Annotated in this window: 12 protein-coding genes and 1 pseudogene; 7 read left to right on the forward strand and 6 right to left on the reverse strand. The window is 37.6% G+C overall.

Annotated features, from left to right (window positions below; all coding sequences use genetic code 11):
• Nucleotides 1–127: 127 nt before the first annotated feature.
• Nucleotides 128–2,086, forward strand: a pseudogene (locus tag MSG95_RS16875) (DNA internalization-related competence protein ComEC/Rec2); the annotation flags it as partial.
• On the opposite strand, the gene MSG95_RS16880 reads toward MSG95_RS16875, so the two are convergent.
• Nucleotides 2,063–3,022: a lysophospholipid acyltransferase family protein gene (locus MSG95_RS16880; RefSeq protein WP_004699853.1), complete on the reverse strand. Its 960-nt coding sequence runs from the start codon at nucleotides 3,020–3,022 to the stop codon at nucleotides 2,063–2,065. The pseudogene MSG95_RS16875 and the gene MSG95_RS16880 overlap by 24 nt on opposite strands.
• A 132-nt stretch (nucleotides 3,023–3,154) precedes the next feature.
• Here MSG95_RS16880 and sppA point away from each other — a divergent pair, with 132 nt between their 5' ends.
• On the forward strand, nucleotides 3,155–4,171 hold the full coding sequence (gene sppA, locus MSG95_RS16885; protein WP_019457289.1) for a signal peptide peptidase SppA: 1,017 nt from the start codon (nucleotides 3,155–3,157) through the stop codon (nucleotides 4,169–4,171).
• A gap of 19 nt (nucleotides 4,172–4,190) precedes the next feature.
• Nucleotides 4,191–5,000, forward strand: a complete 810-nt coding sequence (locus MSG95_RS16890; protein WP_004699857.1) for an alpha/beta fold hydrolase — start codon at nucleotides 4,191–4,193, stop codon at nucleotides 4,998–5,000.
• A gap of 63 nt (nucleotides 5,001–5,063) precedes the next feature.
• Here MSG95_RS16890 and purN read toward each other — a convergent pair whose 3' ends face one another.
• Both purN and purM read right to left on the reverse strand, forming a co-directional pair.
• Nucleotides 5,064–5,693, reverse strand: a complete 630-nt coding sequence (gene purN / locus MSG95_RS16895; protein ID WP_004699860.1) for a phosphoribosylglycinamide formyltransferase — start codon at nucleotides 5,691–5,693, stop codon at nucleotides 5,064–5,066.
• The gene (gene purM / locus MSG95_RS16900) at nucleotides 5,690–6,760 is read right to left on the reverse strand and encodes a phosphoribosylformylglycinamidine cyclo-ligase (RefSeq protein WP_324624936.1); all 1,071 of its coding nucleotides are present in this window, start codon (nucleotides 6,758–6,760) and stop codon (nucleotides 5,690–5,692) included. The genes purN and purM overlap by 4 nt, the downstream gene beginning before the upstream one ends.
• Nucleotides 6,761–6,895: 135 nt before the next feature.
• Between purM and cxpE the strand changes: the two genes are divergently transcribed.
• From cxpE to MSG95_RS16920, 4 genes are all read left to right on the forward strand, one after another.
• The gene (gene cxpE, locus MSG95_RS16905; RefSeq protein ID WP_004699863.1) at nucleotides 6,896–8,089 is read left to right on the forward strand and encodes a chloramphenicol efflux transporter CxpE; all 1,194 of its coding nucleotides are present in this window, start codon (nucleotides 6,896–6,898) and stop codon (nucleotides 8,087–8,089) included.
• Nucleotides 8,090–8,109: 20 nt separating this feature from the next.
• Complete coding sequence (hda, locus tag MSG95_RS16910) at nucleotides 8,110–8,808, forward strand: DnaA regulatory inactivator Hda (RefSeq protein WP_004699865.1); 699 nt, start codon at nucleotides 8,110–8,112, stop codon at nucleotides 8,806–8,808.
• A gap of 307 nt (nucleotides 8,809–9,115) precedes the next feature.
• Nucleotides 9,116–10,969 (forward strand): rhombotarget A, encoded by a 1,854-nt coding sequence (rbtA, locus tag MSG95_RS16915; RefSeq protein WP_004699867.1) that lies wholly within the window; start codon nucleotides 9,116–9,118, stop codon nucleotides 10,967–10,969.
• 15 nt (nucleotides 10,970–10,984) lie between these two features.
• On the forward strand, nucleotides 10,985–13,411 hold the full coding sequence (locus MSG95_RS16920) for a CSLREA domain-containing protein (RefSeq protein ID WP_004699869.1): 2,427 nt from the start codon (nucleotides 10,985–10,987) through the stop codon (nucleotides 13,409–13,411).
• Between the two features lie 81 nt (nucleotides 13,412–13,492).
• Here the strand turns inward: MSG95_RS16920 and MSG95_RS16925 are convergent, their stop codons facing one another.
• The 3 genes from MSG95_RS16925 to MSG95_RS16935 are packed head-to-tail and all read right to left on the reverse strand — an operon-like array spanning nucleotide 13,493 to nucleotide 14,796.
• Nucleotides 13,493–13,882, reverse strand: a complete 390-nt coding sequence (locus MSG95_RS16925; protein WP_004699871.1) for a DUF3106 domain-containing protein — start codon at nucleotides 13,880–13,882, stop codon at nucleotides 13,493–13,495.
• On the reverse strand, nucleotides 13,872–14,192 hold the full coding sequence (locus MSG95_RS16930; protein ID WP_004699873.1) for a hypothetical protein: 321 nt from the start codon (nucleotides 14,190–14,192) through the stop codon (nucleotides 13,872–13,874). The genes MSG95_RS16925 and MSG95_RS16930 overlap by 11 nt, the downstream gene beginning before the upstream one ends.
• Nucleotides 14,182–14,796 (reverse strand): RNA polymerase sigma factor, encoded by a 615-nt coding sequence (locus MSG95_RS16935; RefSeq protein ID WP_004699875.1) that lies wholly within the window; start codon nucleotides 14,794–14,796, stop codon nucleotides 14,182–14,184. The genes MSG95_RS16930 and MSG95_RS16935 overlap by 11 nt, the downstream gene beginning before the upstream one ends.
• Between the last annotated feature and the right edge of the window lie 58 nt (nucleotides 14,797–14,854).

Here is a 14,854-nt window from a genome sequence, read left to right on the forward strand (position 1 = left end):
GCGAAGAAATGGACGATGCCAATTCAAAATTGGCGTTTAGCAATGAATTGGTTTACGATTCAGTTCGATGATCGATTAAAAGATCATTTATAAAAAATGGAACTTACACAAAATAATTTACAGGCTCCATAGTTATGCCACAACAGGAGCTTTTGATCAGGAAAAGTGGTTTATTCAGCGAAATATAATGTCTGGATTTACTGTTCAGCATATTGAACCTTTAAGCCTTGATGAGATCTATCGATTAGGATATCAACAGCATTTAAGAGGACAGCAGTCCTTTTTTAATAGATTTCATTTAAATATAGAAAAGCTTCGCTTAACTTTTAGGTATCTATTACACAATTCTTCATTACAGCAAAAGGGCCTACTTTTAGCTTTGCTGACTGGTGATGAAAGTCTTTAATCAGATGAAACTCAACTACAATTTAAACAATTAGGAATTGCTCACTTATTGGCGATTTCGGGTCCACATGTACTTATTTTTGCCATCATGTTTTCTTGGGTGTGCCATCAACTCATTTGTCGTTATTACCCTCAAATTTATTTATGGAAACCCAAACAAGTTTTATTGGCTGTACCATTCAGTTTCGGGGTTTTAATTTATACAGCTTTTGTTGGGTTTGAAATTCCTGCACTACGGACATTGTTGTCAGTCTCTATATTTATTTCCTTCCTAATATTAAAACAACCCCTTAAACCATTTGCATTACTTGTATATAGCGCCAGTCTACTGTTGCTAATGGATCCGTTTAGTGTCCTCTCTGCAGGTTTTTGGCTGTCTTATGGGGCATGCTTTATTTTATTAAGAATTTACCAAACTATAGTGCAGTTACCTGAGCAACATTTTTTAAGTCTGAGTTCAAAACTGATTATTATGAGTAAGGTGTTAATTGAGTCTCAAGGCAAAATATTTATTGCATTGAGTCCTTTAACCTTACTTTTCTTTCAACAAATTTCTTGGGTTGCTCCATTAACCAATATTGTTGCGGTGCCTATTGTTGGTGGTGTTATTGTCCCTTTAAATATTTTGGCTGCTTGTGCATGGTTTATCGTCAAACCATTCGGGAATATGCTATTTCAGTTTAATGATATTTTACTCAGTATCTTACTAAGTTGCCTAACCTTATTAGAAAAACTCTCTTTACCACTACAAGGTATAAGCTTGACGCCACTGGCTTTATTCGCAGTGAGTTTAGGTATCCTTATTTTATTTTTGCCTAAAGGCGTTTTCCCAAAAACGTGGGGATTACTCTGTTGTTTACCCCTAATTGTAGTGAATAAAACGAACCAGCAAATTCAGCTTCATATTTTAGATGTTGGACAGGGGCAGGCTATTTTGTTGCAGCAGCCTGAACAAAACTGGCTAATTGATACAGGTGGTTCCTACGATGAAAAAAAATTCAGTATCGGTCAAAATGTTGTAGTCCCTTTTTTACGCCAACAAGGAGTTAAACAATTAGATCGTGTTGTATTGTCTCATCTTGACCAAGATCATAGTGGCGCTTTTCCAGCCATTCAGCAGGAGATTCCTGTAAAGCAGGTTCTCTCAAATGAGCAATCTTCAAATACTCTCAAACAGTCATTTCAATATTGTCATCAAGGTCAACACTGGCAATATCCAGAGGTGGATATCCAAGTTTTATGGCCTAAACAAAAAGATTTAGTTTTTGTATCTTCTCAACAGAATCAATATTCCTGTGTGGTATATCTTCATTTCAAAGGAGTCAGTGGTTACCAAAATTTTCTGATTATGGGAGATGCAGGCTGGGAAGCAGAGTACGAGCTGTTAAAAGACTATCCAAGCTTAAAAGTAGATGTTTTGATATTGGGTCATCATGGAAGCAAGCACAGCTCTGCTTATGATTTCTTAGCAACTTTAAAACCAAAACTGGCAATTGCATCAGCAGGGTTTGATAACCGTTATGGCCATCCTAGCCAAGAGGTTATCAATCGTTTAAAAGCCCTTCATATCCCACTTAAAAGTACAGTAGAGCAAGGAAAGTTAAGTTTTGTTCTGGAAAGCCACAAAATGGTTTTACACGACCGACGTTTTGAGCGGCTATGGTTGCGTAGAGCTCTCTAAAGCTTCAGCTTTGAGTTTATTAACAGTTTTAATCGCTTCTAAAGGGTCAATATTATAAACATTATCTAAAGCTGGGTTTGCTTTAAAGCGTTTATAGCTCCAGTGGTAGTGTTCTGGATATTTATGAATGAGCTGCTCAATTGCTTGGTGGATGACATAAGTACCATCGTCCGCAGAGCCTTCATAAATTTTCTCATTCATAGGTTCAATATGCATGGTAAAACCGTCATTTTCATTACGGATTGCATAGAGAAATAAAGCTTTCGCTTTTGTTTTTTGGATGAGTTTTGCACTTAAATTACTTGAAGCAAGTGGAACACCAAAATACTTCACCATATCTCCACCAATATTTGGAGTGTGGTCTGGCAAAATGACTGTAGTTTCACCCTTTTTGAGTGCTTTAAAAATTTGTCTTACACCACTTTCATCGGTCGGAACTAAATTTGCTTGTTCACGACTGCGAGCTTCTCGTACAAAACGATCAGCATCATCATTTTTGACTGGTTTATATAAAATGGTCATTGATGTGAACTGGGCGCACCATGCATTCATGACTTCCCATGTACCAAAATGTGGGACGACTAATACAACACCTTTTTTTTCAGCTAGTGCATCATGAAAATATTGTTCACCTTCTATACGATGGATGCGATCAATGTTTTCTTGATTAGATGAACCCCAAATACTTAAAAACTCAAAATATGAGGTCAGCTCATTTCTTACAGCTTTTTCTGTAATCGCTATACGCTGTTGCGGTGTTAAATGGGGCAGAGCAATTCTTAAATTAAGTTCTATACTTTTTGATGTTCTGGTAATTTTTAGAGTATTTACTACGCCAGCCAATATACGAGCAATAGAACGCCCAAATTGAATAGGTAGTCGGCTAAATGTTTTGAGTAATTGATAGTTCATGCTTTTTGAATCTGGTCTAGTCATCTATAGCAGTAGAGAGGAAACAACAAGTAAAAAAAGACAAAAATATTATAAATGAAATCATATTATTTAGACAGTTTTTATCAAATCAATGTATATAATGACATCATTTCGATTGATTTGGATTGGAATTTTATGTCCGATTGGCCACCAAAACCACAAAATGAACCTATAACCCCTAAACAGAACGGACCAGAATGGCAAATCCTTGAGAAAGCGGTACTCGCTTCTGTGGAAGAACAACGCCGTAGTCGTCGCTGGGGTATATTCTTTAAAACACTTACTTTTATTTATCTATTGTTCATTGTTGTATTAATGGGTAAAGGTTGCTCAACCAGCAAGGAAAGCTCTGCAGCAAGCAGCAGTAGTGCTCATCTGGCTGTGGTTGATATTGTTGGAACCATTGATGCTTCAAGCAATCAAGCGGTAAATAGTGAAGATACAAATAAAGCCCTTAAACGTGCTTTTGAAGCTTCAAATAGCAAAGCAATTGCACTTAATATTAATTCTCCTGGCGGTTCTCCTGTTCAGTCAGATGAAATTTGGCAAGAAATTCGCTATTTGAAAAAAGAACATCCTGATAAGAAAGTCTATGCAGTAATTGGTGATATGGGTGCTTCAGGTGCTTATTATATTGCTTCTGCTGCTGATGAAATTATTGTAAATCCATCAAGTTTAGTCGGTTCAATTGGTGTCATTATGCCAAATTATGGCATTACTGGCTTAGCTCAAAAACTAGGAATTGAAGACCGTACTTTAACAGCGGGTACCAATAAAGACATTTTAAGTATGACAAAACCGATCAATCCTGTACAAAGAGAGCACATTCAATCTGTACTCGATAACGTCCACACTCATTTTATTAATGCAGTGAAAGAAGGACGCGGGAAACGCTTAAAATCTAATGATCCTGCTATTTTCTCTGGTCTTTTCTGGACTGGTGAACAAGCAATTCAGTTAGGTGTTGCTGACCGTTCAGGTAACATTACGAGCTTGATGCGTGAACTGAAGCTTGATAATAAAGTTGACTACACGATTGAACGTAACCCATTACAATCTATTCTTGGTCGAATGGGTGCAGAAATGGGTAAAGGCTTAAGTGAGTCGGTTGCTCAACGTTTAGAGACCAGTCAAAACGCCAAGCTACAATAATTTAAATCAGGATAACGGTATGTCAGTAAAACCGGTTATACACTTTGCGCATGCTAATGGTGTGCCATCTATGGTGTATCAAAAATTGTTTGATCAATTAAAAGATGAGTATGACATCATTTATGTTCCTCTTATTGGTCCTGACAAACGTTATCCAATTACCGATCATTGGCCTTTTTTGGTTGATCAGGTGATTGATAGTATTGTTCGTCAAGCTAAAGGGCGAAAGGTGATCGGACTTGGTCATTCGCTGGGTTCAGTTTTGACCTTAATGGCATCCTTTAAACGCCCTGAGCTTTTCTTACAAGTGATTATGTTAGATCCGCCTCTTATTTTGGGTCGATACTCTTTTGCTTTTCATATGGCAAAACTGTTTAAACCTAAAATAGTCGATGACATGACACCTGCGGGTTTATCTGCACGTCGTCGTGAACATTGGGAGTCACGTGAGCAAGCGGCTTCGTTATTGCGTCCAAAAGGTTTTTATAAAGACTTTGATGAAGACTGCTTTCAAGCTTACATTGATTATGCTTTGAAAGAAGATTCGGTACGTGGCGGCGTAACTCTCACTATTTCTCGTGAAGATGAAGTTGCGATTTTCCGTAAAAATCCTTCTTGGTGGTGGTTACCTATGCCAAAACCAAAAATGCCTGTACATTTAGTTGTAGGAAAAGAAAGTGCCTTCTTAAAAAGAGGCTTCCCTCAAATGGCAAAGCGTAAAATGGGAATTCCATTTAGTGTTGTTGAAGGAGGGCATATGTTCCCACTAGAGCATCCGATTGACACAGTGAATTATATTAAGAAGCTTATTCATAGCAATTCACGCTAATAAGATTTCTATAAAAAAGGACATGCATGCATGTCCTTTTTTAATTTTCGTTGAGCAAACCTTTTACCAAGATGCAAAACGAATAGGGTGTTCAAGAATTTGATTACGGAAATAGGCTTGTCCATTTTTACATGTCAGTTGGCCATTACATAACCATTCTGCAACTTGAGGATAAATAAAGTGCTCAAGTTTATGTACACGTTCTGCCAAAGAGGCAACATTGTCATGTTCTTTGACTTCAATTGCAGATTGAGCAATTGCTTGACCAGCATCAAGTTCAGAAGTTACAAAGTGAACTGTACAACCATGCAATCGATCACCTGTATTTAATACACGTTGATGTGTATTAACACCTTTATAAGCAGGTAATAGCGAAGGATGGATATTGAGCATTTTACCTTGCCATTTATCGACAAAGTTTGCAGTTAAAATACGCATGAAGCCAGCTAGAATAACAACGTCAGCTTGCCAAGCCATAAGTTGCTGATGCATCGCTTCATCAAAATCGGCACGACTAGGAAAGTCTTTATGCGAAATTACCGCTGTCGCGATATTGGCATTTTGAGCACGCTCTAGGGCATAAGCATCGGCTTTATTAGACAATACACCTACAATTTGCCCTGATAGACGTGCATCTATCAAGGCTTGTAAGTTACTGCCGTTCCCAGAGACTAGAACAGCAATTTTCATCATTCAAAGATCACACGAATTTTTTCGTCTGCACCTTCCACTGATTCAGCATTTTCTTGGATATGTCCGATTTTCCAAGCTTTTTCACCTTGAGCATTAAGCACTTCAATTGCTTTTTCTGCATCATTTGCATCAACTGCAATCACCATACCTACACCACAGTTAAAGGTACGGTACATTTCAAAGCGTTCTACATTGCCTTCGCGTTGTAAAAGTTTGAATAATTCTGGCCATTCCCAAGAAGCTTCATTAATTACTGCTTCAGCACCATTTGGTAATACACGTGGTAAGTTACCCGGTAAACCGCCACCAGTGATGTGTGCCATAGCATGTACATCAACTTGTTTGCAAAGCTCAAGAACTGGTTTTACATAAATGCGTGTTGGTTCCATTGCTACATCAGCAAGTGGGCGACCATCAATCACTTGAGTTAAGTCTACATTCTTAACATCTAAAATTTTACGTAGTAATGAATAACCATTTGAGTGAGCACCACTTGAGGCAACACCAATAAGTACATCACCAGATTTTACTTTAGAGCCATCAATAATTTTGCTTTGCTCAACAACACCTACGGCAAAACCAGCAAGATCGTAATCTTCGCCTTCATACATACCTGGCATTTCAGCTGTTTCACCACCTACAAGTGCGCAACCTGCAAGTTCACAACCTTTACCGATACCAGTAACTACGTTTGCAGCTACATCTACATTTAAGTGACCAGTAGCATAATAGTCGAGGAAGAATAATGGTTCTGCGCCACAAACTAAAAGATCGTTTACACACATAGCCACAAGATCTTGGCCGATTGTGTCATGACGATTAAGGTTAAGTGCTAAACGTAATTTAGTACCTACACCATCGGTTCCAGAAACCAAAACTGGTTCTTCGTAACCTTTAGGGATTTTGCATAGTGCACCAAAGCCACCAAGTCCGCCCATTACTTCTGGACGAGTTGTACGTTTAGCGACTGACTTGATACGATCGACCAGTGCGTCGCCCGCTTCAATGTCAACACCCGCATCTTTATAGCTTAAGCCGGTATTTGGGGTAGAAGTTGAGTTGCTCATAAATGAAGTCTCCGCATTGGCGGCAGATTATAACCTGAATATACGAAACTCTTATGTTATTTATGCTCGAAAATGCTATCTTTAATAAAAATATTTTTCTATTTATAACGATTAAATCAAAAAAGGCTAGATTTTATGCAAGATCGTATGCTGCGCCGTATTTTCTTACTCGCAGGTATTGTATTGCTGGTATGGGTATTATACTTGCTCAAGCCTGTGGTCATTCCATTTCTTGGTGCTTTTTTCCTGGCTTATTTATTTAGTCCACTGGTCGATGTTCTAGTAAAAATTAAGCTCCCTCGTTGGTTGGCAATTAGCATTGTTTTTATCGGTATTGGTGTAACTTTAACCGTAGCTTTGTGGTATTTAGTTCCACTCATCTGGAAACAGCTTGTTTATGCACGAGATAGTATTCCTGCTGGGATTCATTGGATTAATGCAGAGCTATTACCATGGATTTCTTCAACATTCCATGTCCAGCAAATGGAAATTGACACCGATCAAATGTCGAAAGCAGTCATGGATTATGTCCAGACCAATTATAGTGCTGACAGTATTCAGGCTGTTTTATTAAAGCTTGCGCAATCAGGTCTGAATTTTATTCAGATTGGCGGAACAATTGTTTTAATTCCAATTATTGCTTTCTATTTCTTGCTTGATTGGGACCGTATGCTACAAAACTTACGTCGTCTCATTCCGCGTCCATATGAAGCAACGACTTTGCAAATTGTTCGTGAATGTCACAGTGTTTTAGGAGCATTTGTTAAGGGACAATTCCTCGTAATGCTCTTACTCGGTATCGTCTATGCGGTAGGTCTTCAAGTCATTGGGTTAGAGGTCGGGCTTATTATTGGTATGGTGGCAGGCCTTGCCAGTATTATTCCATATCTAGGTTTTGCAGTCGGTATTATTGCGGCTGTTATTGCAAGCTTATTCCAGTTTGGAATGGACTGGATGCATTTATTACTGGTTGGTGTGGTTTTTATGATTGGTCAGGCAGTAGAAGGCTATATTCTGCAACCATTCTTACTCGGTGATAAAATTGGTCTTTCGCCTGTTGCTGTCGTATTTGCCGTTTTGGCAGGTGCACAACTTGCTGGCTTCTTAGGCATGTTGATCGCATTACCTGTAGCTGCTGTGATTGTAGTGCTCTTGAAACATTTAAGAGAAAACTATGAAAAGAGTTCATTATATGCACCATCTTCTACATTAGTGATCCAAGAAGGCAATATTGAGCAAATTCATATAGAAACTGAAGATACTAAACTTGATCTTGAAGTTAAAAAACAGCAAGATACAGATACACCGAATCTTTCAGATCAGAAATAATTTCAAGGCCAATTCATTATATGCGTCAACTCCAACTGGATATAGAACCTCAACTTGATGCTCGAATCAGTGATTTTTCGGGACCGGGTTGGGGGCATGTAGTTGATGCAGTGCGTCAACTACATGCAGGTCTAGTGAATAGATTTTATATCTATGGTGGAGCAGGAACGGGAAAGAGTCATTTGCTATCAGCAATTTGTGATTCTTATTTAGAAGTAGGCAAGTCTGCAATAAAAGTTTCTCTGCTTGAACTGCTTGACGCTCCAATTGAGGCAATTACTTGTTTAGAGCACTATGACCTAGTTGCTTTAGATGATATTGAGTCAATTAGTGGTGTGCCTCACTGGCAAAAAGCGGTTTTTCACTTAATGAATAATCATGAAGGGCAACTCGTGTTTTCTTCGCGTGTTGCGCCGATTGAATTGAAATTAGAGTTACCAGATTTACAATCAAGACTTACGCAAGCAGTGAGTGTAAAAGTTCCAAGCGGAAGCTTATATGCTGATCGCTATGCTTTAGTAACCTCTGTGATGTCTAGACGCGGGATTCATTTCGATCAGCAGATTGTAGATTATTTGCTTTTACATGGACCTCATCAAGCATCTGTATTATTGCAAACGGTAGCTCAATTAGAGAAACTTCTTAAAGGTGAGAAGACGAAGCTGTCAAATGCAACTTTAAGACAAATCTATGCTTTAATTGATGAGTATCAACAATAAAAAAATTTAATTTTTAGCCTAAGCCTGTGCTTTACTATAAAAAATATTCATCTATTAACTACTTATAATTTAAATTCTAAAGTGCACTACTAAATTTTTAGATAAGTAAAATATACATATATTAATAGATGTTTAATTAAACAAATATTTATGAAGCTGCTTATCTAAAATGACGCTATAGACCGATCAAAAGATCTTGAGAAATTCTGACTCCTGTGACAAAGTACGCACAAAGGATGCGTTTGCAAAAGTTAAAACTTTGCAATATTGACAAAGAAAAATGAAAAAAATAGGTAAGGAGAAGGGTATGCTCAAACGGAGCATTGCTTTTGCATTATTGGCTGCTGCTGGGCACGCTTATTCTGCTGATATTCAAGTCACAAGTTTAGTTGATGAAGATAAAGATGATACGGTATGTACCTTACGAGAAGCGGTACAATTTCTGAATTATCGTGGTTCATCAAACGCTGCTGATGTTGAAAAATATGCAAATGGCTATCATGGCTGTGGAAATAAAGATTCCTCATCAAATATTATTTTGCAGCGTGATAACGAATATACGTTAAATTCAAAAATAACGATTACAGCCCCTCTTACGATCAGTACCGCAAAAAATGATTCTACGATAGTTGATACTGATCAGCCTGGTTCCCATAACGCAACAATAAAGATGGTGGGTACAGATCAGCTATTTAAAATTGATGATGGTAGTGTAGAGAAAGCATCCTTTGCTGTGACCTTGAGTGATCTTAACTTACAAGGCGCAGGTTCAAACTCTAAGGTATTAACAGGTGGTTTAATTTTAAACCATGAAAAATTGACTATCCAAAATTCACGATTGATTGGTGGGTATGCGAATCAGGGTGGAGCAATTTACAATCAAGGATTGTTATCTAAAACAGGCCAAACTGCTGGTTTTGTAAATATTATAAATAGCTTGATTCAAAATAATAAAGCGGCTCAAGGTGGTGTTATTTATAGTGAACAGCCTTTATATCTCGTCACTCAATCTGTAATACGTGATAATGAAGTTTCTTCTTCAGATGGCGCATTATTTTATGGTGCAACAAAATTTGATGATGAAAGTACAGGAGGATACTTAAATGTACGTGCTATAGGCTTTAGTAACAGTACATTCTTCCACAATAAAGTTGGATTTATTGCAAACATTAAAGATGGAATGTTTGTTAATAACATTACAATGATCAAAAATGCAGCTGGGTTATTTCTCGATGCTCCACAGGGAAATGCTTCTGTTTCGAACAGTATATTAGTGGGTAACACTGCAAACTGTACTGCAAATACAGATGACAAGACGGTTATTCAAAGTAATTTAGTGATTGCTGACTGTAATCGTAATGCTACTGCAAAGTTACCTAATATCCTTTTTCCTGCTAGTGAAAAGTTAATCGCTGGAGATATCGATGAAGGTGTCTGTGATGTAACAGCGAAAGATGGTTTGTTATGCCCATTTAGCACGCCGAAAGATAGCTTTTTGGGATTTTTTAAGCCTCGTCTACTCGAGAGTTATAATAGCCTAGCTGATTCTTTAATTATCAATAAGGGACGGCTATATAGTGACGGTTCATCGATTGGATTGGCTAGTTGTGAAAGACTTGACCAACGTGGAAAAAACCGTAGTGGCTATGATGAGCTGTGCGACTTAGGAGCAGTTGAATATATTTTAAATAATGAAATTGCGACTGTTGGGCAAGATATTAAATATGGACAAGTTGCAAAATTTAATATTTTAGATTCTTTAAGTGAAGCTGATTTGGTCACACCTGCTACTTGTAAACGTTTATTTGGTGATCGACCTGATGGTAAAGACTGGCAACCAGGTTGTTTGAAAATAAAACAGAGCACTGATACTCCAGTTTCTAAAGGCAGCATAACAATAGACCAGAACGGAAATGTCGTTTACACACCAAATGGAAACTGGCACGGTGCAGACATTTTTAGTATTCAAGTTGTTACGAGTGTATCAAGATTTAATGATGGAACAGATTTCCAATATGTCTCGATTCCGGCGACTGTAGTCCAAGAACCTTTATCTGGTATCGAAGATAAATCTGTAAGTACTGGTGGTGGGGGAAGTGTAGGTGGCGGTTTAATTTTAGGGTTATTTGGTTTAATCGCGCTACGCCGTTTCAAGTCATAATCAGGGATGAGGACTATGAAAAATTATAAAAAAGCAGTATTAGCACTAGCCGTGCTGGCGGCTATGCCTCTTTTTGCTGATACAACAAATCAAAGAATTGAAGTTACAACTTTTGCAGATGAGGATGGTGAGAATCCTAATGCTTGCTCGTTAAGAGAAGCAATAAAAGTTGCTGAAACACGAAGATCTGATTATGGATGTACCGTCTATAACACCTCTAAAAGTCAGGTGATTCAACTAAAAGCAGGGACTTATACATTAAATAAAGAGCTGGTTCCCAATGCAGATATAGCAATTTATGGGTTCGGTGAAAAAGATCAAGATAAAAATTGGTCAGAAAAAAGTGTGTTAACCAATGACTATCCAGCACTACAACCGTTACAGACAATAATAAATGCTGCTGGAAAATCGCGTATTTTCAACACAGCCGTAAATAAACAGCCTCTATTTATTCAAAACGTTATTTTGGAAAATGGTGTAGCACCAGATTTTGGCGGTGCGATTTATGCTGGTGGCAATGTCACATTGCTCAATACTCAGATATTAAACTCTCAAGCTCCAAAAGGAGGAGCAATTTTTCTGGGTGGTGATAATGTTAATTTGTCTACAACACATTCTTTAATTCAAGGTAATACAGCAACATCTGGAAGTGTGCTTTCGATGAGCTGTTGGAATGGTACAGCCTATGCAAAACGGGAAGTAACATTTACCTCTTCTAGTATTATCAATAATGGTTCGAATAGCTCTAATAATACTTTTGAGTTTTGCGGGGAGCCAAAAGCAACTTTTACAATTAATACCATTGCTCAAAATATTGCAAATACAGTAAATGGCAGTATTTTGAAATTTACCGGTGATGCTACTCCAAATGGTACTCCTAATCCTTCAACCATACTTAGCGCTAACAGTACTTTATCTTTAAAAAATAATACTATTGTTGAAAATAACGCTTATAGCACCTTCTTATATGACACTATGGGAAGTAAAGAGTTAAGGTTTAATGTAATTGGTTATAATTTGGGAACCTATGCTTGTCATTACTTTATAGGACCTGCGGCTGATTTAAAAAATGCTGGTTTCGCACTATCATTTAATGCTTTGAATCTGACAAATGATTCTGCGAAATGTGACTTACCAACAGAAGCACTGACGTCTACACATCGAACTGTTGATATAGCTGGTCAGCCTTTTAATGCATTACTTGAACCTTTACATGCCTCTGCTCCAGAAACTGGTTTTCTACCCATTTACTATCCAAAAAATAATATTGGTGGCAAAAATCTAGTAGATGTAGATCCTGAAGGTAAAGATACCTGTACGTCTATAGACCAACGAGGTTTATCACGACTTGCGGACAGTAAATTATATTATCAACCAAATAGTCGTAATAGTTGTGATATTGGCTCAGTCGAGTTAATGAAACTTACTGCTGGTGATATAAAAGGTTTGGGTAATACCTCTCTTACGGATTTGCTGGCTAAATATCAATCTCAGTATGATACCGTTCAGAAAAATATATTGAATCCAGATTATGCGTATTTGTTGAATGTATTAAAAATTGATTCAGCAAATTATAAAAACCTTCTTGATCAAACCAAAGCAAATGCAAAATATCGAGCAATCTATATTGATTTGAAAGCAAATGGCTTACCTTTGCCAAATGAAGATAGTAATCATATTTTGAAGTTCTTTAATACAACTGACTACAATATTAATCTTGAAACTGTTGGAACTGGATTAATCGACGATAAAGTTACCAGCATTAAAAAAGATGATGGACTCTTTTGTGAATGGAATGCTGCTTTGCAGCAAATTGTATTCTATCGATCAGATGATATTATTACCCAAGCTGGTGATTACAACTATTGTAAATATACGATTAGCAGTAAAGATGGAACCACACAATCATCTGGGTTATTGGAAGCTCGCTTTGATAATATTCCACCCGTTGCTGGTAATGGTACGGTAACGTTTAAGTATTTAGCAAATGAAGTCATTCCCTTAAATTTATTACAGTATGCTAATGATGATGGGGATGGTCCTGTAAACACACTTAAGACTAAACCAAATAAACCTAAATTTTGGGTAAATGATCAAGGTGTGGAGTTACCAATTTATATACCAAGCAAAACCTCAAAAGACGGTATTTTCAAGGTAGTGAAAGCAGATCGGGAAGGTCCGTGTCCTAAAGATGATAGTGGTAATACTTGCTATGGTGGTAACATCTATATTCAAGCGAGCAACGTGTTTAATACTTTCAATGATACATTGACCTACTATGTATACGATGCAGATGGAACTATTTCAGCTAGCGCAGGAACGATTAATTTAGTAAGCACAGCAACTACAACTGATGATTCAAGAAGTGGTGGGGGAGGTATAGGTATTCTCTCTATTGCATCACTGTTAGGTTTGATTGCTTATAGACGTTATCGTAAATAAGAAAAAATAAAAAAGCCTCCATAGGAGGCTTTTTTATTGCTAGTCGGATTTCAAAACAAGCATTTTTATTAAAAGTTTAGATTAGTGTTCTAAATATTTATTGATATATTCTTCGCGTATAGCTGTTCTTTCGTCTGCACTTGCTTTAAGCATACGCTGACGTAAATCATTACGCTCTTGTGTACTCATTTTTTGCCAAGCTTCACGCATTTTCTGCTTTTCTGCATCTGGGAGTTGGTTGAACCAATCCATGCGTTGTTGCAGATTAGCGCTTTGGTTTGCTGGTAATTCTTTTAAGCTTTGATAGCGTTTAATTACAGCTCGTTGTTCTTCTTCAGACATAGCATTCCAAGTATCATCTACTTGTGTATTGGCATCTTTAGAAAAAATCCAGAAACGTTCAAAACCTGCAAAACTTGTTTGCAGGAAACTTAATGAACAAAGGATAAGTGCTAACTTTTTAGCTACCATGTTGAACTTTATCCTCACCCAACACCATCAGCATTTCTAAATCTTCAACCATCTGTGGCGATAATTTAGGATTTACAATAACTTGATTTTGTGGCTTTTCGATCAACTCCGCTGAATTTGGTAAAATGACAAAACCAGTAATTGCTGCGGCAAGTGCGAAACCCGTCATTTTCCAGATACTATAGTAAGATGCTGGCTTCTGTTGGATATGGTCAAGCACATGATTCATTACCACTGTTTTATTTTTATGGTGATCAGCCAAACTATCGAGTTTAGACGTCACCTTTTTAGTGAAATCATCATGATTCATTAGAACCTCCCATGGGATTTAAATGTGCTAAGTACTCTCTAAGTCCCTGAATTGCTCGATGATAATGGGTTTTGACACTACCTTCAGTACAGTTCATGATTTGTGCTGTAGTATGAGTGTCAAACCCTTCCCAAGCACGTAACATGAAAGCCTGCTGTTGACGAACAGGTAGTTTTGCAATCGCTTCTCGTATCTCTTCTATCGTCACTGCTTGATCTAGAAAATCTGCTGGATTGATTGCTTTTTCATCGACAACATCAATGATTTCTTCATCATCATTGTCTAGACTAACTTTTTTAAAGAATGAAAATGGATTTGCCCGACGTGCTTCTTTACGACGCCAATCCTGAAGCTTGTTATTTAGAATAGTATAAAACAGCGGATACCATTCTTCAGTACTTCGATCGGCGTAAGACTTGTGTAAAGCAATAAATGCTTCTTGAACCAAGTCCATCGCAATGCCTTGTTGACTTTGGGTAGCACTCTCCATCATCACCAAAGCACGACCCGTAACATCTTGCATAAAAACCTTTAGGCGTTGCTCAGCCGTGCTGGCATGAACACTAGATGCTTCCGATCGAGACTTTTTCGGTGCTAAATCCATGGAGATGGAAAATCCTGTCATTGGACGTACCCACCTTATCTTCAATATATCTCTTATA

Source organism: Acinetobacter sp. IK23, from assembly GCF_035615275.1.
GTDB lineage: Bacteria > Pseudomonadota > Gammaproteobacteria > Pseudomonadales > Moraxellaceae > Acinetobacter > Acinetobacter seifertii.